Annotated in this window: 20 protein-coding genes and 1 tRNA gene; 7 read left to right on the forward strand and 14 right to left on the reverse strand. The window is 73.6% G+C overall.

The window, feature by feature from the left end; genetic code table 11:
• Positions 1 to 4: 4 nt before the first annotated feature.
• Genes fdh through QSK22_RS15920 form a run of 3 tightly spaced genes read right to left on the reverse strand, consistent with a single transcriptional unit; the run spans position 5 to position 5,124 of the window.
• Complete coding sequence (fdh, locus tag QSK22_RS15910; RefSeq protein WP_285494949.1) at positions 5 to 3,256, reverse strand: formate dehydrogenase; 3,252 nt, start codon at positions 3,254 to 3,256, stop codon at positions 5 to 7.
• A 39-nt stretch (positions 3,257 to 3,295) separates the two neighbouring features.
• Positions 3,296 to 4,279, reverse strand: a complete 984-nt coding sequence (gene nrfD / locus QSK22_RS15915; protein ID WP_285494950.1) for an NrfD/PsrC family molybdoenzyme membrane anchor subunit — start codon at positions 4,277 to 4,279, stop codon at positions 3,296 to 3,298.
• Entirely contained in the window at positions 4,276 to 5,124 is an 849-nt protein-coding gene (locus QSK22_RS15920) for a 4Fe-4S dicluster domain-containing protein (RefSeq protein ID WP_285494951.1), read from the reverse strand. The genes nrfD and QSK22_RS15920 overlap by 4 nt, the downstream gene beginning before the upstream one ends.
• 163 nt (positions 5,125 to 5,287) lie before the next feature.
• Here QSK22_RS15920 and QSK22_RS15925 point away from each other — a divergent pair, with 163 nt between their 5' ends.
• Positions 5,288 to 5,614 carry a sulfurtransferase TusA family protein gene (locus tag QSK22_RS15925; RefSeq protein WP_285494952.1) on the forward strand — a complete coding sequence of 109 codons (327 nt, stop codon included), beginning with the start codon at positions 5,288 to 5,290 and terminating at the stop codon, positions 5,612 to 5,614.
• A 13-nt stretch (positions 5,615 to 5,627) separates the two neighbouring features.
• Here QSK22_RS15925 and QSK22_RS15930 read toward each other — a convergent pair whose 3' ends face one another.
• Both QSK22_RS15930 and QSK22_RS15935 read right to left on the reverse strand, forming a co-directional pair.
• Positions 5,628 to 7,499, reverse strand: coding sequence for a class I SAM-dependent methyltransferase (locus QSK22_RS15930; protein WP_285494953.1), 1,872 nt, complete (start codon positions 7,497 to 7,499; stop codon positions 5,628 to 5,630).
• A 140-nt stretch (positions 7,500 to 7,639) separates the two neighbouring features.
• A complete protein-coding gene (locus tag QSK22_RS15935) occupies positions 7,640 to 8,899 on the reverse strand; it encodes a helix-turn-helix domain-containing protein (protein WP_285494954.1) in 1,260 nt (419 codons plus the stop codon).
• 290 nt (positions 8,900 to 9,189) lie between these two features.
• On the opposite strand from QSK22_RS15935, the gene QSK22_RS15940 reads away from it, so the two are divergent.
• On the forward strand, positions 9,190 to 10,212 hold the full coding sequence (locus QSK22_RS15940) for an alpha/beta hydrolase (protein ID WP_285494955.1): 1,023 nt from the start codon (positions 9,190 to 9,192) through the stop codon (positions 10,210 to 10,212).
• Between the two features lie 22 nt (positions 10,213 to 10,234).
• A complete protein-coding gene (locus tag QSK22_RS15945; protein ID WP_285494956.1) occupies positions 10,235 to 11,500 on the forward strand; it encodes a PucR family transcriptional regulator in 1,266 nt (421 codons plus the stop codon).
• On the opposite strand, the gene QSK22_RS15950 is transcribed toward QSK22_RS15945, so the two are convergent.
• The 7 genes from QSK22_RS15950 to QSK22_RS15980 all read right to left on the reverse strand — a co-directional run bounded on the left by QSK22_RS15950 (position 11,449) and on the right by QSK22_RS15980 (position 19,351).
• Positions 11,449 to 12,114, reverse strand: coding sequence for a cutinase family protein (locus QSK22_RS15950; protein ID WP_285494957.1), 666 nt, complete (start codon positions 12,112 to 12,114; stop codon positions 11,449 to 11,451). The genes QSK22_RS15945 and QSK22_RS15950 overlap by 52 nt on opposite strands.
• A 262-nt stretch (positions 12,115 to 12,376) precedes the next feature.
• Positions 12,377 to 13,711, reverse strand: coding sequence for an alpha/beta hydrolase (locus QSK22_RS15955; protein ID WP_285494959.1), 1,335 nt, complete (start codon positions 13,709 to 13,711; stop codon positions 12,377 to 12,379).
• 390 nt (positions 13,712 to 14,101) lie between these two features.
• Complete coding sequence (locus QSK22_RS15960; protein ID WP_285494960.1) at positions 14,102 to 16,363, reverse strand: transcriptional regulator; 2,262 nt, start codon at positions 16,361 to 16,363, stop codon at positions 14,102 to 14,104.
• Between the two features lies 1 nt (position 16,364).
• Positions 16,365 to 16,436 (reverse strand) — tRNA-OTHER (locus tag QSK22_RS15965).
• A gap of 111 nt (positions 16,437 to 16,547) precedes the next feature.
• The gene (locus QSK22_RS15970) at positions 16,548 to 17,414 is read right to left on the reverse strand and encodes an amidohydrolase family protein (protein ID WP_285494961.1); all 867 of its coding nucleotides are present in this window, start codon (positions 17,412 to 17,414) and stop codon (positions 16,548 to 16,550) included.
• A 36-nt stretch (positions 17,415 to 17,450) separates the two neighbouring features.
• Positions 17,451 to 19,085, reverse strand: a complete 1,635-nt coding sequence (locus tag QSK22_RS15975; protein ID WP_285494962.1) for a benzoate-CoA ligase family protein — start codon at positions 19,083 to 19,085, stop codon at positions 17,451 to 17,453.
• A 23-nt stretch (positions 19,086 to 19,108) separates the two neighbouring features.
• A complete protein-coding gene (locus QSK22_RS15980) occupies positions 19,109 to 19,351 on the reverse strand; it encodes a hypothetical protein (protein WP_285494963.1) in 243 nt (80 codons plus the stop codon).
• 128 nt (positions 19,352 to 19,479) lie between these two features.
• On the opposite strand from QSK22_RS15980, the gene QSK22_RS15985 reads away from it, so the two are divergent.
• Entirely contained in the window at positions 19,480 to 20,322 is an 843-nt protein-coding gene (locus QSK22_RS15985) for a PaaX family transcriptional regulator (RefSeq protein ID WP_285494964.1), read from the forward strand.
• 64 nt (positions 20,323 to 20,386) lie between these two features.
• Here the strand turns inward: QSK22_RS15985 and QSK22_RS15990 are convergent, their stop codons facing one another.
• Together QSK22_RS15990 and QSK22_RS15995 are read right to left on the reverse strand one after the other, a co-directional pair.
• Entirely contained in the window at positions 20,387 to 21,436 is a 1,050-nt protein-coding gene (locus QSK22_RS15990) for an LLM class flavin-dependent oxidoreductase (RefSeq protein WP_285494965.1), read from the reverse strand.
• 95 nt (positions 21,437 to 21,531) lie between these two features.
• Positions 21,532 to 22,722 (reverse strand): ABC transporter substrate-binding protein, encoded by a 1,191-nt coding sequence (locus QSK22_RS15995; RefSeq protein WP_285494966.1) that lies wholly within the window; start codon positions 22,720 to 22,722, stop codon positions 21,532 to 21,534.
• A gap of 262 nt (positions 22,723 to 22,984) precedes the next feature.
• Between QSK22_RS15995 and QSK22_RS16000 the strand changes: the two genes are divergently transcribed.
• From QSK22_RS16000 to QSK22_RS16010, 3 genes are read left to right on the forward strand one after another with little or no spacing between them, the layout of a single operon-like run.
• Positions 22,985 to 25,642: a nitrate- and nitrite sensing domain-containing protein gene (locus QSK22_RS16000; RefSeq protein ID WP_285494967.1), complete on the forward strand. Its 2,658-nt coding sequence runs from the start codon at positions 22,985 to 22,987 to the stop codon at positions 25,640 to 25,642.
• A gap of 6 nt (positions 25,643 to 25,648) precedes the next feature.
• Complete coding sequence (locus QSK22_RS16005) at positions 25,649 to 26,041, forward strand: DUF742 domain-containing protein (protein ID WP_285494968.1); 393 nt, start codon at positions 25,649 to 25,651, stop codon at positions 26,039 to 26,041.
• Positions 26,022 to 26,630 carry a GTP-binding protein gene (locus tag QSK22_RS16010; RefSeq protein ID WP_285494969.1) on the forward strand — a complete coding sequence of 203 codons (609 nt, stop codon included), beginning with the start codon at positions 26,022 to 26,024 and terminating at the stop codon, positions 26,628 to 26,630. The genes QSK22_RS16005 and QSK22_RS16010 overlap by 20 nt, the downstream gene beginning before the upstream one ends.
• Positions 26,631 to 26,916: the final 286 nt, after the last annotated feature.

The following is a 26,916-nucleotide window of genomic DNA, read 5'->3' on the forward strand; positions in this document are numbered from 1 at the left end:
GGCGTCACACCTCGGTGCCGGTGGCGCCGGTGATGCCGGCGCGCCGGCGGTAGGAGCGGACCAGGGCCGCGGCCTGCGGGCCGCGCGGGCGGCGGCCCGGGCGGATGTCGCAGGCGATGGCCTTGCTCTCCTGGATGTGGGTGTTGGGGTCGAGCGCCATGTGGAGCAGTTCGTTGGCGGCGTCGCCGGTGCTGTAGCCGTTGGGGCCCCAGTGGTAGGGCAGGCCGATCTGGTGCAGGGTGCGGCCGTCCACCGTCAGCGGCGTCATGCGTTCGGTGACCAGGACGCGCGCCTCGATCACGTTGCGGGCGGAGATGATGGTGGCCCAGCCCAGGTGCTCCAGGCCGCGTTCGCGTGCCAGTTCCGGGGACACCTCGCAGAAGAACTCGGGTTGGAGTTCGGCGAGGTAGGGCTGCCAGCGCGACATGCCTCCGGCCGTGTGGTGCTCGGTGAGCCGGTACGTGGTCGCCACGTACGGGTACACGGGCGACCCGACGGGCTGGTAGCGGTTGTCGGGGTGCGGGGACGGCAGGTGCCGTGCGGGGTTGCGCTGCTGCCTGTAGAGCGGGTTGGTGAACGGCGAGTCCTGGGGTTCGTAGTGGGCGGGCAGGGGGCCGTCCACGAGTCCGGTGGGCACGTACAGCCACGCCTTCCCGTCGGCCTGCATGATGAACGGGTCGTCGCCGGCGAGCGCGTCGGCGGCGCGCGCGCCCTCCGGGGGCGTGTAGCCGGGGGGCCTGTCGGGGACGAAGTCGGGCACGTCGTGGCCCGTCCAGCGGCCCTGGGCCGCGTCCCACCAGACGAGGGCCTTGCGTTCGCTCCACGGCCTGCCGTCCGGGTCGGCGGACGCGCGGTTGTAGAGGATGCGGCGGTTGGCGGGCCACGCCCAGCCCCATTCGGGGGCGACCCAGTTCTGGTCGCGGCCGGGTTTGCGGCGGGCGGCCTGGTTGACGCCTTCGGCGCGGACACCGCAGTAGATCCAGCAGCCGCAGGAGGTGGAGCCGTCGTCGCTCAGCTCGGTGTAGGCGCTGAGCGGGCGGCCGTCGGCGGCGCGGCCGTTGATCTCGGCGAGGACGGCCTCGGCGTCGGGTTCGGCGTTCTCCCCCTTGACCGGGTAGTCCCAGGTCAGGTCGAGGATCGGACGGTCCATCTCGTCGGTGGACCCGGCGAGCGCGGCGCGGACGAGGCGGCCGAGGTGGTAGGCGAACCACAGGTCGCTGCGCGCCTGGCCGGGCGGTTCGACGGCGGCGTGGTGCCACTGCAGCATGCGCTGGGTGTTGGTGAAGCTGCCGTCCTTCTCGGTGTGCGCGGCGGCGGGCAGGAAGAACACCTCGGTGGCGATGTCCTCGGTGCGCAGCTCGCCGGTTTCGATCTCCGGGCCGTCCTTCCACCAGGTGGCCGATTCGATGAGGGAGAAGTCGCGCACGACCAGCCAGTCGAGGTTCGCCATGCCGAGCCGCTGCATCTTGGCGTCGGCGGACCCGACGGCGGGGTTCTCTCCGAGCAGGAAGTAGCCCTTGCAGACGCCGTCGAGCTGGGCCATGACCGTCTCGTAGGTGCTGTGGGAGCCGGTCAGGCGGGGCAGGTAGTCGAAGCGGTAGTCGTTGGCTGCGGTGGCGGCGTCCCCCCAGTACGCCTTGAGCAGGCTCACCATGTAGGCGCGCATGTCGCCCCAGAAGCCCTTGCGCGCCGCCTCGGCCTGCACGTAGGTGTCGAGGTCTTCGTGCTCGTGCGCGTGCGGCATGGGCAGGTAGCCGGGCAGCAGGTTGAACAGGGTGGGGATGTCGGTGGAGCCCTGGATGGAGGCGTGCCCGCGCAGCGCCAGGATGCCGCCGCCGGGGCGTCCGATGTTGCCGAGCAGCAGCTGCAGGATCGCCGCCGCGCGGATGTACTGGACGCCGACGGTGTGCTGCGTCCACCCGACTGCGTAGGCGAAGGCGGTGGTGCGGTCCCGCCCGGAGTTGCCGGTGATCAGGTCGCAGACGGTGCGGAAGACGTCCTGCGGGACGCCGCAGACGCGTTCGACCATCTCCGGGGTGTAGCGGGCGTAGTGCCGTTTGAGCACCTGGAACACGCAGCGGGGGTGCTGCAGCGTCGGGTCGCGTGGGGGGTAACCGGCGGCGATGGGGAAACCGCCGGATCCGGCGGTCTCGCCGCGCGCCGCCTCCGCGACCTCGGGCCCGCCGCCTTGCGTGCGCCGGTCGTACTCCTGGTCGCGCTGTCCCGCGGCCGCCTGCACCTCCAGGCCCGCGTACTGCCAGGTGGCGTTGTCGTAGGCGCGGCTGCCGGGGTCGAAGCCGGAGAACAGGCCGTCGAGGTCTTCTGTGTCGCGGAAGTCCTCGCGCAGGATGACCGGCGCGTTGGTGTAGGCGACGACGTAGTCGCGGAAGTAGGCGTCGTTGCGCAGGACGTGGTTGATGATGCCGCCGAGGAAGGCGATGTCGCTGCCCGCGCGCAGCGGCACGTGCACGTCGGCCATGGCGCTGGTGCGGGTGAACCGCGGGTCGACGTGGATGACCTTGGCGCCGCGGGCCTTGGCCTCCATCACCCACTGAAACCCGACCGGATGGCATTCGGCCATGTTCGAGCCCTGGATGACGATGCAGTCGGCGTTGGCCAGGTCCTGCTGGAAGGTGGTGGCGCCGCCGCGTCCGAACGAGGTCCCCAGACCGGGAACGGTGGAGGAGTGTCAAATGCGCGCCTGGTTCTCGATCTGTATCGCGCCCAGGGCGGTGAACAGCTTTTTGAGGAGGTAGTTCTCCTCGTTGTCGAGCGTGGCGCCGCCGAGGGAGGCCAGGCCGAGCGTCCGCCGCACCCGCCTGCCGCCGACCTCCCACTGCCAGCCGGCGCGGCGCGCCGCGATCACCCGGTCGGCGATCATCTTCATGGCGGTGTCGAGGTCGAGGTGCTCCCAGTCGGTGCCGTAGGGGCGCCGGTACAGCACCCTGTGCTCGCGGGCCGGGCCGGTGGTGAGCTGGAGGCTGGCCGACCCCTTGGGGCACAGGCGGCCGCGGGAGACGGGCGAGTCGGGGTCGCCCTCGATCTGGGTGACCTTGCCGTCCTGGACGTAGACGTTCTGTGCGCAGCCGACCGCGCAGTACGGGCACACCGACTTGACGACGCGGTCGGCGGTGGTCACGCGGGGGTCGAGCCGTTCGCTGCGGCGGCTCTTGGCCGCGGCGCCGCGTCCCAGCGGGTCGTCGCCGGTGAGCTGCCGGTAGACCGGCCAGGACTCGATCCATGTGCGGACGCCCATGTCAGTCCCTTTTCTACTCTTTCGTCGGTCTGGTGGCTGCTACCCGTGCCGGGCGGCCGGAAACTCCCGGTCGTTCAGGCGTTGCCGTTGCGGGACGACGGTGTACTCGGGGTTCTGGGCGGACGCGACGCCCGCGTGGAAGACGCCGAACCGCAGCGCCGCCGATCCGGCGATCAGCGCGGCGCCCGCCGCTGCCGACAGCACCCTGGACCGGACGGTTCCCGGCAGCGCGGCCAGCCCCGCGCCCGCCGCCGTCAGCGCCTCGCAGACGCGCATGAGCCGCCCCGCCTTGCCCTGCTCCAGGGGCTCGGCAGCCAGGCCCATGCGCCGCTTCATCAGCCGCGTCATGCCGAGTTCGGCGGCGGCGCCGAGGACGGCGGCGCGGCGTGCGGGTTCGGCGGGAGCGAAGACCAGGCCCAGGCCCGCCGCGGCGGCGGCTCCGGACCCGGCGAACAGGAACGGCATCTGCCGGTATCCCTCGTGCCAGGACGGTACGGCGGTGTCGCAGACGAGCACCGCCGTGTAGGTGGCGACGGCGGGGCCGAGGACGGCCGCGCCCGCCGTGGCCAGCGCGCCCAGGCGCCGGAACCGTCCCGTCATCTCCGTCACGGCGGCCGCCCCGGCCAGCGGGCCGTAGCCGAACAGCAGCCACGACCCCATGCTCATCGGGGAGGTCGGCTTGGCCACGCGCAGCATGTTGAGGAAGCGCGCGGGCCGCCCCAGGTCGTGGACGAGCGCGGCCAGCGACAGGGAGATGGCGCCGAGCGCCCCCACCTTGGCGGTGCGGGCGAGTTCGCGCCGCCCCGTGGCGTGGGCGCCCGCGGCCAGCAGCGACGAGCCTCCGGCCAGACCGCCGAGGAACAGGTATCCGGCGATGTCGAGCGGCTTCCACACGGGCGGGTTCAGCACCGGCAGGCCGTAGTAGGAGGTGAAGCGCGCCTCCGGCACCATGGCCTGTTCGCCGCGCCGCCTCCTGCCGCGCCCGCCGCGTCCCGCGCGTGCCCCGTGTTCCGCGTGCGTCATCGCGGCCTCCGGCCCGTCCGCAGGAAGCAGGCGGCCACCCCCGCCGCCATCGCCACCGCCGCCGCTGCGGCGTGCCGCCACATCGACGGCAGGTCCCGGGTGGTCACCACCGGGTCGGGCGGCAGCCCGTACACCTCGGGTTCGTCCAGGAGCAGGAAGAACGCGCCGACGCCGCCGACGCCGTCGCCGGGGTCGTGCCCGTACAGGCGGGCCTCGGGCTGCCCGGCGTCGTGCAAAGCCCGCACGCGAATTTCGGCGCGTTCGCGCAGCTCGTCCAGCGGGCCGAACTGGATGGAGTCGGTGGGGCACGCCTTGGCGCAGGCCGGTTCCATGCCTGCGCCAAGGCGGTCGTAGCACATCGTGCACTTCCAGGCGCGGCCGTCCCCCTTGCGCTGGTCGATGACCCCGTACGGGCAGGCGGGGATGCAGTAGCCGCAGCCGTTGCAGATGTCCTCCTGGACGACGACCGTGCCGAACTCGGTGCGGAACAGCGATCCGGTGGGGCACACGTCCAGGCATGCCGCGTGCGTGCAGTGCTTGCACACATCCGACGCCATGAGCCAGCGCAGCTCCGGCCCCGCGCCGTCCACCAGCTTTGACCCGGCGTCGGCCTGCCCCGCGGCCTGGAACACGTCCACCGGCTTGCGCTGCTCGATGAACGCCACATGCCGCCATGTGTCGGCCCCGAGTCCCTGGGTGTTGTCGTACGACATCCCGGTCAGCAGCAGCCCGTCCTCGGGGATGGCGTTCCACTCCTTGCACGCGACCTCGCACGCCTTGCACCCGATGCACACCGACGTGTCGGTGAAGAAACCCACGCGGGGGCGCTCCCCGGTCTCGGTCATGGCGTCGGGGTCCCCGGCGAGCCGTCCCCCAAACACCAGATGTGGTGCAAACGACATGATCAGGGGCGGTGGCGCGGCTACAGTCGGGGCAGAACGGTCCAACGCCATGAGGGAGGGCCCCGATGCCCGAGGACACCGGCGTCGCCCCCGCGCGGAAGGCGCCATGAGCGCGTCCACCCCCGAGCCCGGCGCCTTCGAGTCCCCCGCGGCCGAGCCCGTGGTGATCGACGGCGGCGACCAGTCGTGCACCCGGCTGCTGCTCAAACTGCGCGGGCAGCTGGCCGAGCTGCCGGCGGGCACGATCGTGCACCTTTTGGCGTCCGACCCGGCCGCGCCCGTGGATCTGGCCGCCTGGTGCCACCTGACCGGCCACACCTACCTCGGCCCGCTCCCCGACCGGCCCGGCACCCCCTGCTACGTGCTGCGCGTCAGCGCCTCCCCGCGCCCCACCGACCCCAGGTCCCCCTGGCGCCCGGCCGCCACCGACTGACACACCCGCGCCCTCACTCGGACCGGGCGTCGTCGGCCACGCGCCGGGCGAGCACCCGGTAGGCGTTCGACCGGTTCCCGCGCCGGATGACCGGCAGCAGCAGCTGGTCGGCCGCGGCGGCGGCGAACATCAGCGGGCCCGCCGCCACGAACACGGCGGTGCGCGCCGCGCCGCGCAGCCGGCGGGCGCGCGGGTCCCGCCACGGCTTGCCGGGGTCCGGGACGATCCGGTGCGCCAGCAGCATCACGATCATCAGCAGCTCGACCGGCTGGTGCGCGGGGCCGCGTTCGACGGCGACCGCCCGGAAGCCGCGCTCCTCCAGGGCCCGGACGAGGTTGCCGACCGTGACGAAGTGCAGGTGCTGCGGCTGGAACCAGGAGTGCCACCAGCCGCGCGCCACCCGGCCCAGGGGCCACTCGGGGTCGGGCACCTCGATCAGCAGATGCCCGCCGGGCGGCAGCACCCGGGCGGCCGCGTCCAGCTCCGCGCGCGGATCGACGGTGTGCTCCAGGTAGTGGTGCATGCTCACCACGTCGTACTCGCCGGCGAGCTTGTCGGCCAGGTCGGGGAACAGGCCCTGGTAGGCGCGGTCCACCCAGCCGCGGCGTTCGGCCTCCCGGATGGACACGCCCATGTCGAGCCCGTCGAAGCGGGTGTGCGGCCAGATGTCGCGGGCGGCGTTGCAGAAGTGGCCGTGCCCCGCGCCGACGTCCAGCCACGCGCGGGGTTCGGCGTGGCCGCGCAGCATCCTGGCGCGGTCCCGGTAGTGCGGGGCGGCCAGGCGGAAGCCGCGTTCGACCTCCGGGCCGCCGGAGCCGTCGTAGAAGTCGCGGTAGTAGAAGTCCAGGCCGGCCGCGTTGAGCCGGGGGTTCTGGAAGACGTGCCCGCAGGATGCGCAGCGTTCCAGGACGAACCTGCCGGGCCGGTGGTGCTGGCGGTCGCCGCTGGTCAGCAGGTGGCGCAGGTCGCGGCCGCCGCACCAGGGGCAGTCGGCGCGGCGCTGCTCGAAGAACCGGTCGACGCCCTGTGCCAGGTCGGCGGCGTACTCGGCGCGCAGGGCGGGCAGCCGCGGGTCGGGGTCCTCGCGCTGGGCGGCGACGCGCAGCCACCGCAGCGGCGCGGCGACCGGGCGCGTCAGCGCGAACCGGAGCCGGTCGCAAGGCCGCAGCGGGGTTCCGGCGGTCGCCAGGTACGGCTGGGCGCACGCTGCGGCGAGCACCGCGAGCGCGGCCGCCGCGTCCCGCCGCGCCGAGCCGCCGCGTCTCGTCAGGCAGCGCGCCAGCGCCGCGCCGAGCACGCCGAGCCCGAGGATGTTGCCGGTGAGGTAGACGGGAAGGTCGCTGGGCCAGCGGCGGCGCAGGATCCGGCGGCGGTCGGCGGGCGGGCACCCGACCGGCGCGATGCCGGGGGCCACGCACAGGTCGGTCGCGGTGGGCGCGTAGCACTTCAGGCGGGTGATCAGCTCGTCCATCTCGGCGGGGCTCAGCCCCTCGAACCGGGAGATCCCGGCCCGCTCGGCCACGTCGGCGTCGACGAGCACGGCGTGCGCGCCGCCCCCGCCGACCGCCAGGCGCGACCACCGGTACGTGGCGGGGTCGACGCGCCGCACCAGCTCCAGCGCGCGCAGGCTGTCCAGCCCGGACGGCACCAGGTCGAGCACCCGCAGCCCGTGGCGGCGGGCGTGGGCGGCGGCGGCCCGGCGAGTGGCATCGTCCAGGTGCACCCCCTCGGCGGTGACGAAGCGGTGGCCGCCGCAAGCGCCGGCATCGGCCTCGTCACCGGACGGCGGTGTCAGCGGTGTCAGTTTCGCGGCCCTCGCCCGTCGCCACAGCGCGTCCGCCGTGAACCCGGCCGCGGTCAGCAGCATGATCGATCGCAGTCGCATGTCGGTCCCTTTCGCGGGAGCTCGGAGCGGAACCGCGGGAAGCGTCCGCCCCGATGCGAGACCAGCTCGGCTGTGCCGATCATCCGCCCGCGGGCACCGGGCCGTAATACGGCCGCCGCCAAAGTCGGCGGCTGAGATCGTCAGCCGGGTGAGTGGCCGGACGGCGCCTGGTCCGCGTACCGCAGGAAAGCGTGCAGCGCGATCATCAGGTCGAGGCGGGAGCCCGCGCCCCACGGGTCGCCGCCGTACAGCTCCTGCACGACGCGGATGCGGTAGCGCACGGTCTGCGGGTGGACGTGCAGCGCCTGCCCGGCGGCGACCGCGTTGTCGCCGCTGTCCAGGTAGGCCAGCAGCGTCTCGGCCATCGTCCGGCGGCGCCGCGGCGGCAGCCGCAGCAGCGGCCCCAGATGGCGGGCCGCGGCCGGGCCGATCAGCTCCTCGCACGACGCCGCCGCCAGTGTCGCCAGGTGGTCCACGCACCGCACGACGCCCGCGGCGGGCAGCAGACCGCGCTCCATCAGCGTGACACCGCGCCGGGCCCAGCGCAGCGACACCGCCCCCTCGTTCAGCGGGACGGTCGGGCCGAGCACGCCCGGGTGGCGGTCGAGCAGCGCGGCAAGCATACGCTCCTGGCCGGGGCCGTCCGGGTCGGGCACCACCAGGTACGGCGCGGGGTCGTCCCAGGCGGCCAGCACCGTCGGGGAGACGACGCGCGGGGCGCCGCCGACCGGTGTGCGCAGCGCCACCACGCCGATGGTCCGAGGGGCGCCCCAGCCGGCGGCGCGCGCCAGGTCGGCCAGCGCCTCCAGGCTGGTCGGCGGGTCGTTGACGAGCAGGTCGCGCAGCCGCCCCCGCAGCCGCTCCCGCTCGGTCGCCATGTCCTCCTGGGCGGCGGCGTACCCTTCGGCGGCCGCGTCGGCGACCTCGCCCAGCAGCACGAACAGCGAGTCGGTCAGCAGGGCCAGCGTCTCGCGCGGCCAGCCGAGCCGGTACGCCTGGTCGATGAACCGGCGGCAGGCGACCTGGCTGCTCAGCCGGATCGCGGTCTGCAGTCCGTCCAGGCCGCCGCCGCGCCGCGCCTGCCGGGCGCCCAGCCGCGCGTAGGCCGCGGTCAGCGCCTCCCGGTCGGGCGCGGCGCCGGCGACGAGGCCGACGAAGTGCTCGATGCTCATGGCGATGGTGGCGCGCATCCGCCGTCCGTGGTCGCTGTCGGGCGGCTGGGCGTACTCGGGGACCTGCGCGCGGATCTCCCGGGCGATCTCGTCGATCACCGAGTCCAGGTGCGGGCGCAGAAGCTCCCCGAGCCCCGCGTCCCCCTGTCTCGGCCGCTGGTGCCGGCCGGGCCGCCGCCGCTGCGGGCGGTGGCGCCGTCGGACGGGTGCGTGCTGCTCGGTGGCCACAGGCGTCGCTCCTCGCGGTTCACCCCCGTCGGTCTCTCGACGTGGCCAGTCTGGTGCGGGACGCGGCCCGGTCAAGGGCGGCGGCGCAGGCCGGTGCGCGCGCACAGCGGCACTGGGCGGCGGCACTGGCGGGTCCGCCGCCGGGTGAGCCTGCGGCGGCGGACGCAACTCGGCCGGCTGACAAAAACCGGCCGGTTCTTGTTGGCGGGGGCCGATGGCGCGCGCGCCGATCCGTCCTAGGCTCGCAGCGCCACCCCCCGGCTCACGGAGACGGCCCACGGAGACCCAGCATGCGCACTGCCCGTTTCCTGCTCGCGGCGGTGTGCGCCGTGACGCTCGGCACGGTCGTGCCCGTCCCGCCCGCCTCGGCGGCGCAGCCCGCGTCCGCCCCCGCCGGGGCGCCGGTTGCCGCGGACGACGGCGCCACTGTCACCGACGAGGAGCAGTTGGACGACCGCACCTACGACCTGACCGTGTCGTCGCCCGCACTCGGCCAGTCGGTGAAGGTGCGGGTGCTCGTCCCGCACGGATGGTCGCGGGACGCGGCGCGCACATGGCCGGTCGTCTACGCCTACCACGGCGGCCGCGACTCCTACGTGTCGTGGACGCGCAGCACCGACATCGAGGAGGTGTCGGCCCGCTACGACGTGATGGTCGTCATGCCCGAATGCGCGGACGGGGCGTTCACCGACTGGTGGAACTACGGCAGGGGCGGCACGCCCAAGTGGGAGACCTTCCACACCCAGGAGGTCCTCCAGCTGATGGAACGCAACTACCGGGCCGGCACGACGCGCGCCGCGATGGGCATCTCCTCGGGGGCGACGGGCGCGACGACGTACGCGGCGCGCCATCCGGGCATGTTCCGGTACGCGGCGGCCTCCAGCGGCATCCAGCACATGACCAGGCCCGGCGTCCCGACGACGGTCATGTTCACGCAGGCGTTCTTCACCGACACCGACGACCCGCTGCGCGTGTGGGGCATCCCCGGGATCGACGACGCCAACTGGCGGGCGCACGACCCGTACGAGCTGGCGGCCGGCCTGCGCGGCACCGGGCTGTACGTGTCCTCCGGCACGACCGGGCTGCCCGGCGAGTACGACGACCCCGCGCCCGGGCAGCAGTTCCTGGTCCAGCCGCAGGAGGTGGTCACCGGCGTGACCTCCGTGGACTTCGTCGCGCGGCTGCGCGCCCTCGGCATCCCGGTCACCGCGCACATCTACACCGACGGCTGGCACGACTGGGCGACCTGGCAGCCGGAGATGCACCGGTACTGGCCGCTGATGATGGACGCCCTGGGCGTCGCGGCCGGCTGACCCCGCGTCCACGGAGACGTCGATGGTGGTCGCACCGGCCGGCGCGCACGCGCACACCGTCATCCAGGAGGCCGTGAGGGAGCTCGCCGGGCGGCTCCCCGAGCTCACCGACCGGCTCATCGAGCGACTGCGGGAGGGAGCCGACCCGCAGGAGCGGCGGCTGTTCGACGCCCCCGGATTCCGGGCCGCCGCGCACGCCGGTCTGGACGCCGCCCTGCAGGCCGTCGCCAGCGTCGGCCGGGACCGCACCGACCTGCGGCTGGCCCGCCGCGTCGGCCGCCGCTACGCCGAGCGGCGCATCCCGCTGGAGACGGCGCTGCGCGCCTACCGGCTGGCGGGGGCTCTGCTGTGGGAGGGCGTCGCGGAGGTCATCGCCGAGCGCCACCCCGAGGACGTGGCGCTGCTGGTGGCGGGGGCGCACCGCACCCTGGCGATGATCGACCAGCTGTCCACGTCGGTCACCGAGTCCTACCACCGCGCCCAACGCGACCTGCGCGACACCGACCTGGAACGCGCCCGCCGGACCTTGGACGCCCTTCTGGACGGCCGCACGCCCGACCACCCTCGCATCGCCCGAGCGGCCGCCAGGCTCGGTCTGCCGGAGTCCGGCCGCTACGTCGTCGTCGCGGTCCCCTCGACGGCGCCGCCCGCGACCGCCAGGGCCGTCTGGCGGGTGCGGGACGGGGTCGGGCTCGGGGTGGTGCCGCTCGCGGAGGGGGATCTGGGCGAGGTGGCGGCGTCGCTGCGTCCGCTGGTGCGCGGCCCGGCGGGGATCGGCCTGCCGGTGGACGGGCTGGCGGCGCTCGGCTGCGCGCGGCGCTCCGCCGAACTGGCGTTGCGGTGCGCGACGGCCGAGGCGCGGGCGGGCGGTCCGCCGCGGGTCGTGCGGCTGGACGAGCGGCTGCCGGCGGCACTGGTGGCGGCGCAGCCGGAGCTGGCCGGGCAGGTGCGGCAGATCGTGCTCGGGCCGCTGCTGGCACTGGAGCGGGCCGAGCGGGAGGTGCTGCTGGAGACCGTGGCGGTGTGGCTGGACTGCGGCGGGTCGACGGCGCGGGCGGCGCGGCGGCTGTTCTGCCACCGCAACACCGTGCTGGCGCGGATCCGGCGGGTCGAGCGGCTGACCGGGCGCAGGCTGGGGCATCCGCGGGAGGCGGCCGAGGTCGTCCTGGCCCTTGAGGCGGTCCGGCTGGCCCGGGCCGCGGAGGCGTCCGGCGGCCCGGGCGGTGCGCCGGAGGGTCAGACCTTGCCCGCCGCGAACTGGGCGGCCTGGTCGGCGTTGTTGCCGTAGCTGAGGTGGGCCAGGATGTTCAGCCCACCGCCGCAGATCGGGTCGCCGTCCGCGCAGATGTCCAGCGTGCGGCTCTCGTAGGTGCCGGTGACGCGGCGGCCGATGGCCCGGATCGGGTTGCCGAACAGCAGCACCGCGGCGACCCGCGGTTCGACGGAGGCGGGGATCGTCTTGGTGATGGGCCCGCCGACCAGGGCGCCGTCGCTGCTGATGCCGATGGAGTTGTCGACGACGTTGGCGCCCTGCGAGTACCCGACGAGGATGAACTTCTGGTTCGGGCAGGACCGCGCCTCGGCCGTGACGTGGTCGACGAGGTCGGTGTTGCCCTCCGACGCCGAGCCGGGGATGACGCTGGCCGGGTAGTCCACCGCGTACGACTTCAGCGAGCGGAACAGGATCTTGCGCTGCAGCGCCGAGTACACGGGGTCGCCGACGATCAGGCCGAGGGTGCCCGGCTCGCCGGTGCCGCGCGCGACGACCACGTCGATGTCGGCGCAGGCGGCCGAGGCGGGCAGGGCGGGCTGGAGGGCGACGACGGCGCCGGCGGCCAGCGAGGTCACCGCGGTGATCCTGGCGGCGAGCCGGCGGATGGCGGGACGTGGGAGCAAACGCATTGCAGACGCCTTTCGGGTGGGAATTGTGCGGCCGCTTTCGACCGCGACTCGTGCAGCGATGATCGGCTGTCACGGGCTCCCCGGAAATGGCGTCACTCGCAAATTCTCGGGCCGTACCCGCTCACTCGGATGAGTCGGATACAGGCCGCAGTACCGCCTGTCACGCAATGCCCGGCCGCAAATGCGGGCAGGCGCGCCGCAGACGAATAGGAAAACGGCCGCCACGCCGTTCGGGGTGGCGGCCGTTTTCCGAAAGGTTCGGTCAGCTGAAGTCGTCGAAGTAGACGGTCACGGTGTGGGTGTCGGACGGCCAGTTCGGCACGGTGATCCGGTCCGTCAGCCCGTCCCCGCCGCGCTGCCCGGTCTCCAACGTGACGCTGCCGGCGCCCTGCGGAGAGGCGGGCATGAACAGGTCCACGCCGCTCATGAACGGCAGGGCCGGGAACAGCCCGACCGCGGCGCCGGTGTCGGTGGCGCCGTCGGAGTGCCAGTCGTAGGCGAACAGCCCGATGGCGCGCTTGCTGCGCGGCGCCGTGGTGGCGTTCAGCACGCCGGTGCCGTTGATGGTCAGGGTGTCGCTGCCGGCGCCCTGGTCACCCCACCACTCCTTGTTGCGGTAGGCGAGCAGCGCCACATGCCGCCGGTTGCGTTCGATCAGCCAGTCCACGGCGCTGCCCGGGTCGGACGACAGCAGCCGGATGCCCAGGTCAGTGCGGCGGAACGGCTCGAAGTACTGGTGGTGCACCTGGTTGCTGCCGTCGGTCTTGGACAGCTCGAACTCGTAGCGGGTCGAGCCGTCGGCGTCGAACGGGCCGAACGAGCCGTCCCCGGACAGGTCGTAGGAGGCGACCGGCGGGCCGGTGCGGCGTCCGGTGGCCGCGTCCAGCGCGTACACCCGCAGCCGGGCGTTCTCGGGGCCGAGGTTGAAGGGGAACAGCACGGCCCGCCCGGCAAGCCGGATCGTCCCGGCCTGCGGGACGACGTCGGTGGTCTGCGGGTCCGAGCCGGTGAAGAACCGGTAGACGGCCCGGAAGGTGGCGGCGGACGACGCCGTCTGCACGTGCGACTCGTCGAGCTGGTAGACGTTCGTCGCGCCGGTGATCGAACGGCTCCCGTTGCCCTCGCCCCAGATCGCCAGGGTGGGGACGCCGCCGGGCGGGGCGGAGGCGGTGGCGCCGTCGATGTTGACGTAGTGCGCGACATTGGCCGCCCGCGCCGCAGAGCTGTTCAGGTATCCCTGCGAGATAACGGTGCCCAGCGAGTGGCCGAGCAGCTCCACCTGGGATGCGCCGGTGGCCGCCTTCAGCCGCGCGATTCGCTGGTCGAGCGCCGCGTACACGTCCTCGAAGGAGTTGTTCAGGAACGTCGAGTCGTAATCCTGGAACTCGATGCGGTCGGCCGGGTAGCCGTTGGCGGCGAACCGCTTGGCCTGGGTCTGGAACTGGGCGCCGGAGCCGAAGAACCCGTGCACGAAGATCATCGGCAGCGGTGCGGCCTTGCGCGCGGGCGCGCGGGCGGCGGCGTCGGCGGCCGGGACGAAACCGGCCAGCAGGACCAGCGCGGCCACCAGTCCCAGAAGCAGTCGGACGCGTCTCATGGGGGTTCCTCCGATCGGTCAGAGGGGGCGGAACAGCGAGTCGATCGGACTTTCCTGCGCCCGCACCGTACGAACCCCGCGTCCCCCGCGCCTATCACCGAACCGCACGAATCACACCCGCGAATCACTCAGCCTGCTGCGTATCCCGCCGCCCGAGCGGTGCGCAGACTCGGATCGTCCATCCCACCCGACAGGAAGGCATCCATAGGACGACTTCGTCTGCCAGGGCACCGGCAACGTCATCGTGCACCTGGCGTACTTCGTCAACGGCATGCCGTCCCAGGGCGTGGACTGCGCCGTCTCCGAACTGGAGGGCGGACGCCGAGCCTGATCCGGCCGCCAATGGCGACGGCCGCGCCGGGCGACGCCCGGCGGACGCCCGCCGCCGGCTCAGCGCACGGCCTTCGCGGGCACCGGGTCGTCGCGCATCCAGTGGTGCCCGGCCTGCCAGCCGAGCAGGCGGCGGGCGTCCGGCGGCGCCGACCCGTCGTCCAGGCTTCCGCCGACCAGGATGTGCCGCAGCCCCGCCAGCACCGGCGCCAGCCGGCCCGCGACGTGCTCCGGCTGCCGCCTCGCCTCGTCCTGCATCCACGCGACGACGGAGATCTGGTCCTCCAGCGCGCACAGCGACAGGAAGAACAGCGCCTGCCGCCAGGCGTAGGCGGCGTCCTTGATGGCGGTCAGCGGCCGGGGGTTCTTGTGCACCTTCCTCACCCGGCGGCACACGCCGGTGAACGCGCGGCGGGCGAGCTCGGGCCAGCCGGGCGCCGGGTCCACGCCGACCGGGTGCACCAACACGGCCAGGTTGTGGGTGGTGAGGATCTGCGCCTGCTCGATGACCATGCCGTTGGCGGCAACCCAGCCCTGGGGCTTGCCGGCGCGCTCCCAGCACAGCGCAGCGAACCCCTCCGACGTGGCCGCCGCGAACCGGCGCCGCGCGACGTCGTCGATGGCGCGCACCTCCGCGTAGTCGATGCCGTAGTACCGCTCGTAGAGGGTGCCCTCCAGCACGTCGGCCGCCAGCTTGGCGGCGCGCAGGAACTTGCCGGAGAACGCGCCCATGAAGATGTCGGCGGCCAGCTCCTCCACCAGCGGCACGTCCACGCCCGCGCGCGCCGCCAGCGCCCCGAGCTGCCGGATCAGCGGGTTCGGCAGGATCGTCGCGGGGAAGCCGCACAGCGTCAGCTCCCCCAGCCGGACCAGGACGCTGCGGGCGTCGCCCCCCTCGTCCTGGCGGCGGTGCCGCGCCACGGCCGCGACCCACGGCAGTTCGTCCATGCGCACCTGGTGCCGCAGGTCGAGCAGCAGCAGCGAACGGCGCCTGGAGAACGCCCGATGGACGGCCGCCATGAGCGTGCGCAGCGCCTCGTCGGCGTACGCGTCGGCGGTGGCGGACGCCACGAGCTGGGGCACCAGCTCCCCCAGCACCTCCGCCGACGGGATCACGCCGCGGTCCACCAGAATGTCGACGGGGGCGGTGAGCGCGCGGTCCACCACGCGCCGCAGCGCGGGCGGGATCGGCGTGCCCGCGGGGATGCCGGTGCGGTTCTCCTCCTCGTCGGTGACCGGCGCGACGACCCAGTCGGTCGACGGCAGACCCGCGTCGTCCGGCTGCTGCGACAGCCGCTCGACCAGCAGCCGCGCCAGGGCGTGGTAGGTGGGACGGGCGGCGTCGGCGGCCTGCCGTGCGCGCAGCTCGGCATGCGGCGGGGCGCCGGGGGCGCCGCGCTTGCGCACCATCGAGTCGACGGCGTGCTGAAGCCGTCCGCGCAGGCGCGGGCTCAGGCCGTCGCCCTCCACCTGCTCCTCCAGCGCCGTCCGCAGGACCGCCAGGTTCTCCCGCGGCTTGCGATGCCGGCCGCACAGGGTGTGCTCGGCGGCCAGCCGCCGGTACTGCTCCAGCAGTTCGGCGCCGCGGCGGCGCCAGCCGTCGGGCTCGGCGGCGGCGACCTTCCCGTCCCGGACGGTCTCCAGCCAGTGCGCCAGCAGCCGGTCGGCGAACGGGTTCCAGACGGTGAGCGCCTCGTTCATCGCGGCGATGCGCGGGTTCGGCCGGCGCGCGGCCAGCCGGTCGCGGACGGCGCCGACGTTCTGGCGGCGCACCATCGCCCCGTCGGGCGGGGGCGCGTCGGTCGGCACCGGCACGAAGCGCAGCCTGTCGGCGAACGGTTCGATGGCCTCCAGCAGCTTCAGCGCCGCGGCCGTGTCGCCGGCGCGCACCAGCCACGCGACGGTGAGCAGCGCCGCCTCTTCGGGCACGGTCACGTCGTAGCGGCCGCTGTCCAGCAGCGCGTTCAGCTCGGCCAGGCCCGCGTCGGTCAGATGGTGGTAGAAGATCGCCTGCCGGTCGGCGGGCAGCCCGGCCCGGCGGGCGATGTCGCGTTCGTGCGGAGTGAGGGGGCCGCCCGCCTCCGCCGCGCCGGTGGCGAAGCCGCCGCGGACGACTTCCGGCGTCACCCACGCGGGCAGGCCCTCGACCGGGGTGCGGGAGCCGATGTCGAGGGTGCCGTCGTGCATGCCGTCCAGCACTCGGTCCCAGCGGCGCATGCGTTCCTCGGCTCGCCGCCTGGTGTCCTCGTCCTGGTGTGTCAGCGCCGTGACGAACGCCTTCGCCAGCTGCCGCCGCGGGTAGCCCGGCCCGATTCCGCTCATGTCGGCGCGGCAGGTTCCGCCCCTGCGCCCTCCGGGTCCGAGCCCGGCGCTCTACTGACTGAGCTACGCGCCGCCGTCGCCACCGCACGTTAGGACCACGGCGGACGACCGGCAACCGATTAACCCCATCCGGCCCCGGTCGGGACGGATCGGCCCGTCCGTACGACGGCGAGCGGCGGGGTGCTCAGGGCAGCAGGTCGCGCAGGGCCGGGTAGACGTGCACGGCGTTGCGGCCGTGGATGAGCGAAACGGTCTCCTCGTCCAGGCCGAGGGCGGCGATGGCGCGGGCGTTGCGGGCGACGCCGGGCATGCCGGGCCAGTCGGTGCCGAACACGAACTTGCGCGCCAGGCGGGACAGGTCGTGCCGGGCGTAGTACTCGGGGATCCGGCGCGGCGGCAGGCCGGCCAGCTCGATCCAGACGTTGTCGCGCGACAGGGCCAGGAACGCGGCCGCGTCGTACCACCAGCCGCGGCCGCCGTGGGCCAGGACGACGGTCAGGTCGGGGAAGTCGCGCAGCACGTCGTCCAGCAGGATCGGGTCGGCGAACTTGTTGGACGAGCCCGGGAACGTGCTCGTCCCGCAGTGCACGATGACGGGGATGCCCGCCTCGCGGCACAGGTGGTACGCGGGGTAGAGGGCGTTGTCGGACGGGCTGAACCCGCCGTGCACCGGATGCAGTTTCAGGGCGACCGCGCCGAGGTCGAGCTGCCGGGACAGCTCCGCGTCGATCGGGTAGTGCAGGTGCGGGTTGACGTTGGCGACGGCGCGGAAGCGGCGCGGGTTGTGCTTGACCAGCGGCAGCACGTCCTCGATCGGCTGGATGCCGGTGGTCTTGGGGCTGTACTCGGTGAACAGCAGCGCCGCGTCCACGCCCTCGGCCGCGAAGTGCGCGTCGAACCGCTCCGGGATGGGGGTTCCGTCGTCGTCGTAGAGGTCGGGCCAGGGGTTGGCGCGGCCGAACTCCTCGGCCCAGCGCCGCCACGCGGGGCTGAGCGTGGGCAGGCGCGCGGCGTGCACATGCGCGTCGACGAGCAGCCGGCCGTCCAGCATCCGTCCGTCCTCCTTGCAGGTGGTCCGTTCCGTAGGTTAGGGGGCGGCGACGCCCTCGCCGGCGGCGGGTGCCGCGTCGGCCGGCCGCGGCGCGAGGCGTTCGCGGGCGAGCGCGCGGACGGCGTAGCGGCGCAGCTTGCCGGTGGCGGTCTTGGGGATGGCGTCGATCTGCAGCACGTGGCGGGGCCGTTTGAACGCCGCCAGCCGCTCCCGGCACAGGGCGATCAGCGCGTCCGGGTCCACCGTGGCGCCGGGGGCCGGGACGACGCATGCCACGGGCTTGTCCAGGCCGTTGTCGTCGGGCACCGCGACCACCACGACCTCGGCGACCGACGGGTGCCCGGCGAGCACCTCCTCGACCTCGGCGGGCGACACCCAGATGCCGCCCGCCTTGATCATGTCGTTGGAGCGGCCGAGGCAGGTGTAGTAGCCGTCGTCGTCCACCTTGTACTTGTCGCCGGTGCGCAGCCACTCGCCTTCGAAGGCGCGGCGGGTGACGCCGGTGCGGCACCAGTAGCCGGTGGTGAGGGACGGGCCGCGCACCAGCAGGTCGCCGGGCGTGCCGGGCGGCACGTCGGCGCCGTGCTCGTCGACGACCCGCACCTGGTAGCCGGGGACGGGCGTGCCGGACGTGCCGGGCCGCACCCGGCCGGGCCGGTTGGACAGGAAGATGTGCAGCGCCTCGGTCGATCCGATGCCGTCGAGGAGCTCCACGCCGAACCGCTCGGTGAACCGCCGGTACAGGTCGACCGGGAGCGCCTCCCCCGCCGACACCGCCAGCCGCACCGAGTCGAACGTCTCGGGCGGCAGGTCGGCGGCGAGCAGCGCCGCGTAGAAGGTGGGGACGGCGAAGAACAGCGTCGGCTTGTCCTCGCGCAGCCGTTCGGCCACGGAGGCCGGGGTGGGGCGGGCCGGGTCGAGGATGGTCGCGGCGCCCGCCGACAGGGGGAAGAAGCCCGCGTTGCCCAGCCCGTAGGCGAAGAACAGCTTGGCGACGGAGAAGCAGCGGTCCTCGGCGGTGATGCCCAGCACCTGGGCGGCGTAGGTCTCGGCGACATGCCGCACGCCGGCGTGCCGGTGCATGGCCGCCTTGGGCGTGCCGGTGGTGCCCGAGGTGTACAGCCAGAACGCCGGGGACTCGTCCCAGGTGTCATAGGGTTCGGTGTCGTGGCCTTCGCCGCCGGCGAGCAGTTCGTCCCAGTCGATGGGCCGCACACCGGGCGGGACGTCGGGTTTCGCACCGCCGGTCAGCACCACGGATGTCACTTCGGGCGCCGTGGGCAGCGCCTCGGCGGCGACGTCGGCGAACTGCGGCGACACCAGCAGTGTGCGGGCGCGCGAGTCGCGCAGCAGCGCCCCCAGTTCGTCCCCGTTGTACATGGTGGACACCGGCACGGGCACGGCGCCGATCCGCATTCCCGCCAGCAGCGCGGCGAGCAGTTCGGGGCCGTCGGCGGCGAACAGCACGATCCGTTCCTCGGGGCGCACCCCGGCGGCGCGCAGCCCGGCGGCCGCCTGCCGGACGAGGTCGGCGAGCCCGGCGTAGGTGAGGGTGCCGCCGGGCCCGGCGACGGCGATCCGGTCGCCGTGGCCGAGTTCGATCTGCCGGTCCACCAGGTAGCGGCAGGCGTTGAAGGGGGCGGGGCCGGTTCGGGGCAGGGACTCGGGCATGGTCGGCTCCAGCATCCGCGCGGTCAGGTGAGGTGGACGAAGCGGTGGTCGGCCTCCGTTCCGGTCGGCGCGCCGGGGCTGAGCGGCGCGCGTTCCTCCAGGGCGATGCGGACCTCGTCCTTCAAGTCGATGCCGTCGCAGGCGAAGGTCACAAGCCCCGGGGCGGCCGCTTTCTCCGCGTCGGTCTCCAGGGCCGGATTCCGCCGGCGGACGGCCCGCGGCAGGTCGGTCGGGGGGTGGGGCTCGGCCGCCGCGGTGAGGGGCATATCGGTCCTCCTGGGGGGAGTGTCCTCCGTCACGCGACATCTTCGACGCTAACTTTCATTTGCGTCAATACTCTGTAGCACGTCGGACGCTGGGATACTTGGGGCCACACCCGACCGAGGGAGGCTGGATGGCCACGACGGAGCCGTTGCTGTCCCGCCGGCACAACGTCGGCGGGACCAGCGCGCGCTCGCTGCTGCTCACCGTGCTCGGCGAGTTCGTCCTGCCGTCCGGCGAGCCGGTGTGGACCTCGACGCTGCTGCACGTCCTGGCGGGCCTGGGCGTGGAGGAGAAGTCGGCGCGGCAGGCCGTCAACCGCACCGCCGCCGACGGCTGGATCGTCTCCGCGCGCGACGGCCGCCGCGTGCGCTGGGACCTCACCCCGCCCGGCCGCCGCCTGCTCACCGAGGGCGCGCAGCGCATCTACTCCTTCGGCGCGGGCCGCCGCGCCTGGGACGGCCGCTGGCTGATCGTCATGGTGTCGGTGCCCGAGACGCGCCGGCGGCTGCGCCACCGGCTGCACACCCGGCTCGCCTGGGCGGGCTTCGGCAACCCCACCGCGGGCCTGTGGGTCAGCCCGCATCCCGAGCGGGAGGGCGAGGTCAAGCAGATCGTCGGCGATCTCGGCCTGGAGGCGTCGGCGTTCTCGTTCACCGGCCCGTTCGCGGGCATCGGCTCCGAGGCCGAGCTGGTCGCCCGCGCCTGGGACCTGGCCGAGGTCGACTCCCGCTACGCCGCGTTCCTGGAGGAGTTCTCCGGCCTGCGCCCCGGGCCGGGCGACGAGACGCTGCTCGCTCAGGTCCGGCTCGTGCACGAGTGGCGCCGCTTCCCGTTCCTGGACCCCCAGCTCCCCGACGAGCTGCTTCCCCCCGGGTGGATCGGACGCCGCGCCCGCGAGCTGTTCGACGAGCGTCACACCGCCTGGCAGGGGCCCGCCCGCGCCCACTGGCAGGCCCTGACCGCACGCCCCTGACCCGTCCCCCGAGAAAAAGGCAGAGCCGGGCACCCCCGGCGGGGGTACCCGGCCCGTCAGCGCGTCACTTGAACGCGGGCATGATCTCCTCGGCGATCAGCCGCAGCTGGGTGTTCACGTCGGCGACGTTCTCGACCTCGCGGCCGGTGAACGTCTTGACCAGCGACGAGTCGGTGATGGCGCAGATCATGTGGTTCACGCCGGTCGGGGCGATGTCCCGCTGGATCTTCTCGCGCACCTCCTCCGGGGTGCCCGCGATGGACAGCTTCTCGGTGATCTCCGGGGTGGTCAGCTCGATGCCCTTGGCCAGGTCGCCGGCGCCGATCGCCTCGATGATCGGGGCCACGTCGGCGGGGCTGACGCCGTTGCGCTCCAGCTGCTCGGCGGGCATGGACGAGGCGTACAGGCCGACCATGCTGCGCGCGGCCTGCTTGGCGGCCTCGGAGTCGGGGCCGACGGAGAACACCACCCAGGCGCCGATGTCCAGGGCGGAGGGGTCCTTGCCGGCGCGCTCGGCGCCGATCCGGAAGTGCTTGACCGCGTACTCGTAGGCCTCGCGCGAGTAGGACAGGGCGTGGTGCACGCCGTCGGACAGCTCGCCGGCCGCCTCGAACGACTTGGGCCCGCGCATCGCGCCGATCTTCACCGGCACCCGCTCCTGGACGGGGCGGGCGAAGGTGAACAGGCCGTCGTAGGAGTAGAACTCGCCGTCGCGGGTGATCGTGCCCTCGTCCAGCAGGGTGCGGACGACCTGCACGGCCTCCTTGACCCGGGTGAGCGGCTTGGTCACCTTCCAGTCGATCTTGTACTGGGCGAGCACGCCGAAGTTGCCGCTGCCCAGCACGACCTCGGCGCGGCCGCCGGTCAGCTCGTCCAGGGTGGCCGCGGCCTGGGCGATGAGGGTGGGCTCGCGCAGGGTGACCGCCGACACCGACGGGCCGAGGCGAATCTGCGAGGTCTGGGCGGCGGCGGCCGCGAACAGCAGCCACAGGTCCTTGTGCCAGGGCTCGTCGGCGGCGTAGCAGGCGTAGAAGCCGAGCTCGTCCGCCAGCTTGATGGAAGCCAGGGACTCGTTCAGCGGGTAGTCGGGGAGCATGGCGTAGCTGAACTTCACGGGCGAAGCATCTCCTTCGATGTCTTCTCGGGGAAAGGAGTGTGAGCGGGGTTCAGGGGGTTCGGGGCGTTCGGGGGGGTTCTCCAGGCGGGTTCCTAGCCCTTGATCTCGGTCCACGCCTGCGCCCAGCGGTCGTAGTCGACGCACTCGCGTCCGTCGCCGCAGTCGGCGACGGGGGTCTTCCAGAACGCGATCTTGCGGTAGAACTCGGCGTCGCCGACGCGGTAGTCGTTGCAGAAGCCCTTGGCGGTGTACCGGCACGCCTTGGGGTTGGCCGGGGCCTGCCCGAACCACTGGGCGACCTGGGCCTGCACCTTGGGCGTGGTGATCCAGTTCATCCACCGGTACATGCAGTTCGGATGCTGCGCCTTGGACGAGATCATCCAGGTGTCCGACCAGCCGGTGGAGCCCTCGGCGGGGATGGTGGTGGCGACCGGCACCTTCTGGTCGCGGGCCAGGTTGGCGATCACCTGCCAGGCGGTGCCCGCATGGGTGTCGCCGACCCGGTACGACTGGACCAGGTCCAGATAGTTGTGCCAGTAGCTGCTGACCTTGGTGCGCTGCTTGCGCAGCAGCTCCACGGCGGCGTTGAACTGCTTCTCGTCCAGCTCGTACGGGTCGCTGATCTTCAGGTCGGGCCGCTTGGCCTTGAGGTACAGCGCGGCGTCGGCGATGTAGATCGGCGAGTCGTAGGCGGTGACGTTGGTGCCCGCCGGGGAGTTGTCCTCCCACACCACCCCCCACGACGTGGGCGGCTGGGAGAACTTGTCGGTGCGGTACATCAGCACGTTGGCGCCGTAGCCGTGCGGCACGCCGTACATCTGCCCGTTCACCGAGTTGTACGGCTGGTTCTTCAGGTACGAGGCGATGTCGTCCCAGTTGGTGAGCAGCCCCGTGTTGACCGGCGCGACGTCGCCGCCGTACACCAGGCGCAGGCTCGCGTCGCCGGACGCCGACACACCGTCGTACTGGCCGGTCTTCATCAGCGCGACCATCGCGTCGGAGGTGTCGGCCACCTTCGCGTTGACCTTGCAGCCGGTGGCCTTGGCGAACGGGGTGACCCAGTCGACGTTCGGGTCGCTGGAGCCGTCCTCGGCGTATCCGGCCCACACCACCAGGTTGAGCCGGCCCTCGGTGGCGCCGATCGCCTGCTGCATCTGCACCTGGGGCAGTCCGCCGTTGCGACCGTCGTCGGACGAGCCGCTGCACGCGCCGGCGGTGGCGGCGGTCAGCACGGCGGTGGCCGCCGCGGCCGCCAGCCGCCGTAGCGGCCGTCGTGCCCGCACCCCCCGCCTCGGCCGCACAGCGGCCGGACGTTCGGCCTGGTCGCGGGGCTGGAGCGCGGGCGCGGGGGACGCCGGACGCCGTACCTGGGGACCCGGAGGCGGACTCACATAGATCACGATCGGGTGATTCTAGGGGTCCGGGACCACCACACGAGGAGATTCCGGCGGATTCATAGTTCATGCCACTTCTGGCCCCAAATCACACCCTGCGGTAGTACCCTCTGCTGCGATCAGTGGCCGTTACCTAACCGAGAGCTTCGTCGTGCGTGAATCCGACCGTCGAGCGGAACCGTCGTCCACCGGCCACCGGCGGCGCAGAGCAGGTACCGGACGTTTCCGGACGGTCCGCTTCAAGGTCGTCCTGCTGGTGCTGGTCTCGCTGGTGTCGCTGGGTGCGCTGTGGACATTCGCCGCCAGCGTCACCCTGGGCGAGGGCCTGAACCTCCGCAAGATCGAGAGCGTCCAGGACCATTTCGAGTACCCGTCGGGCGCCCTGGCCAGCGCGCTGCAGGCCGAGCGCCGCGCCTCCCTGGTCTTCCTGGGCAGCAGGACGACTTCCGACCGGGCCGCTATGGAAGGTGTGCGGCTCATCACCGACCGGCAGGCGGAGGTGTTCCGCCGGCTCGCCGGCGACCCCGACGCCCAGGAGGCCGCGCCCGCGTCGGCGCGCCGCCTGGCCCGTGAGATCATCAGCGGCCTGGACGGCCTGCCTGCCCGCCGCGGTGCCATCGACAACCTGCGCCTGGACCGCAACCGCGCGTTCGCCGAGTACACCCAGATCCTGGAGCGCCTCGGCACGCTGCGCGGCGCGCTGTCCACGCTGGACAACCCCGAGGTCGCGCTGGACGCCCGCAACCAGGTCGCGCTGGCCCGCGCCCATGAGATGCTGGCGCAGGAGGACGCGCTGCTGGCGGGCGCCCTGGCGGCGGGCCGGATGACCCAGTCCGAGCACTCCGACTTCGTCAAGCTGGTCGGCGCCCAGCGCAACATGTACGAGATGGCCTCCCAGGAGCTGCGGCCGAACGAGCGCACCTACTACCAGCGCATCACCGCGACGCCCGAGTACGCCCGCCTTCGGGCGCTCGAGGACCGCTACGTCGACTCGCTCCGCGGCCTGCGCGCCGCCGACGCGGCGACCCTGTGGAAGATCACCGCCAACTCCAACCTGACCCGGCTGCGCGGCCTGGAGCTGACCATGACCGCCGAGGCCGAGCAGCGCGCCGAGCCGATCGCCGACGCGATCCTGACGCGGGTCGCGCTGGCCGGTGCGCTGGGTCTGATCGCGGTGGTCATCTCGGTGCTGCTGGCGGTGTGGGTGGCGCGCTCGGTGCTGCGCGACCTGGCCGGGCTGCGGCGCGAGGCGCAGGACCTGGCCGACGTCCGGCTGCCCGGCGTGATCTCGCGGCTGCGGCGCGGTGAGAAGGTGGACGTGGCCGCCGAGGCGCCGCCGCTGTCGTTCGGCACCCCCGAGATCGACCAGGTGGGCCAGGCGTTCAACGCCGCGCGGCGCACCGCGATCCAGGGCGCCGTCGAGGAGGCGAGCCTGCGCCAGGGCATCAGCCAGGTGTTCGTCAACCTGGCCCGGCGCAGCCAGAGCCTGCTGCACCGGCAGCTGAAGCTGCTGGACGCGATGGAGCGGCGCATCTCCGACCCCGACGACCTGGAGGACCTGTTCCGGATCGACCACCTGGCCACCCGCATGCGCCGGCACGCCGAGGGTCTGATCATCCTGTCCGGGCAGGCGCCCGGCCGCGGCTGGCGCAACCCGGTCGCGGTGATCGACGTGGCCCGCGCCGCCGCGTCGGAGGTGGAGGACTACACCCGGGTCCAGGTGTCGCCGATGCCGCGCGCGTCGGTCGCCGGCGCGGCCGTCGCCGACCTCATCCACCTGCTGGCGGAGCTGATCGAGAACGCCACGATCTTCTCGCCGCCGCACACCACGGTCAGCGTGACCGGGCAGGCGGTGGCGCACGGGTTCTCGATCGAGATCGAGGACCGCGGGCTGAGCATGAAGCCGCCGGAGCTGGCCGAGGCCAACGAGCGGCTGGCCAACCCGCCGGAGTTCGACCTGTCCAACAGCACCCAGCTCGGCCTGTTCGTGGTCGGTCGGCTGGCCCAGCGGCACGGCATCAAGGTGACGCTGCGCACCTCGCCGTTCGGCGGCATGACCGCGATCGTGCTGCTGCCCGAGGAGATCGTCGTGCACGAGGGCCAGGGGACCCCGGCGGGCGACGCCCCGTTCGCGCTGACCCGCCGCGCCGAGGACGCCCTGGTCACCGCGGGCGTCGTGCACGGCCGCCGGGAGCGTCCGGCGCTCACGTCGGGCGGTGCCGTCGGCGCGGTCGGGGGCGCGGGCGGCTTCGGCGGCGAGCCGCTGGTGGACCGGCCGCCGGTGCTGCCCGCGTCCGACAGCGCGCAGCCGCCGCGGGACGTCCCCGGGGCGGGTCGGCCGCCGCGGCACGCGCGCACCGCCCCGCCCGCAGGCGGGGGTCCCGGGGCGCCCCAGGTTCCGTCCGAGGATCCGCTGGGCGACCCGCTGACCGGTCCGCTGCCGGCGCCGCCCGCGGCGCAGCCGCAGTCCCCGCCGGCGCGGCCGCAGGACCCGTGGTCGGAGCCGCGTCCCGAGGCGGCCGCCGAAACGCCCGCCGAGGCGCGGCAGGAGCCGCCGCAGGAGGAGCGCACGGAGCCGGCGCCGCGGCGGCGCGCCAAGGGCGGCAGGCCCGTGCTGCCCAAGCGGGTCCGGCAGGCCAGCCTCGCGCCGCAGCTGCGCGAGGACGCGGCGTCGGCCGCACCGCCCCCCGACCAGGGGCGTGTCCGTCCGGAGCGGTCCCCCGAGGCCGCCCGTGCCATGATGTCGGCGATCCAGCGGGGCACCCGACGCGGCCGGTCGGAGACCGCGGGCCCCGGTGAGGAGTCGTGACGGACGATGATCGGGCGGGACGATCAGGAAAGCACCGAATGGCTCGACGAAGAGGCGGGTCCCCTGGTGCGGGCCTACGCGCTGACCCGAGGCCGGGCGCGGCCCGCCACCCAGGGCGAGGACTTCGAGATGATCGCGATCATCGCGACCGTCTCGACGCCCGCCTATGCGACGCCGGGGCTGGGCCCCGAGCACATGTCGATCCTGGAACTGTGCGTGCGGCCGCGTTCGGTCGCCGAGATATCCGGGCAGCTCGGGCTGCCCCTGGTCGTGGTGCGCGTGCTGCTCGGCGACCTGCTCAGCCATCGCTTCATCGTGGTCCGGCGCCCCCAGCAGGAGCACCAGACCGTCACCGAGGAACTGCTCAGGGAAGTACTCCATGGACTCGAGGCGCTTTGACGCCGCCGCCGACATGCCCCTCGCGGTCAAGATCCTGGTCGCCGGGGGGTTCGGGGTCGGCAAGACGACCTTCGTCGGCGCCGTCAGCGAGATCCGGCCGCTGCAGACCGAGGAACTGCTCACCGAGCGCAGTGTCGGCGTCGACGACACCAGCGGTGTGGACCGGAAGACGACCACCACGGTCGCCATGGACTTCGGCCGCATCACGCTGCGCGAGGGGTTGATCCTCTACCTGTTCGGCACGCCGGGGCAGGACCGGTTCTGGTTCATGTGGGACGAGCTGTCGCACGGCGCGCTGGGCGCGGTGGTGCTGGCCGACACCCGGCGGCTGGCCGACAGCTTCCCCGCGGTGGACTACTTCGAGCAGCGCGGGCTGCCGTTCATCATCGGAGTGAACCGGTTCGACGACGGCTACGACTACACGGTGGAGGAGATCCGCGACGCGCTGGACCTGTCTCCGCGGATCCCGGTGCTGCTGTGCGACGCGCGCAGCCGCGACTCGGCCAAGCAGGTGCTGACGTCGCTGGTGCGGTTCCTGATCAGCAGCCGCGCGGAGCAGACCACCCCGCCGGCGGTCGCGGGCACCTGACGCGCCCCGTCCGCCGCAGGACGGGCCTGCCGACGTGCGTGATCGGCTGACGGTGTCGTCGCGTGCGGAAACGCGCCCCTCCGTGCGCTCGTCTCGTCATCGATCGTCCGGGTGTCCGCCGCCGCGCCCGCGCAGGGCGCGGCGGCGGACACCGCACCCGGAAACGCGTCCCGTCGTCCCTATGCCCGTACACGCCGCTGAAGACGGCGTTGTGGGGCGGGCGCCTGCCTGCATCCGGACCATCGGCGCCACGCCGCCCGTCACGAGGTTTCCGGCCCGCCGCGCA

The sequence above is a fragment of the Actinomadura sp. NBRC 104425 genome (assembly GCF_030269545.1).
GTDB classification, from domain to species: Bacteria; Actinomycetota; Actinomycetes; order Streptosporangiales; family Streptosporangiaceae; genus Spirillospora; species Spirillospora keratinilytica.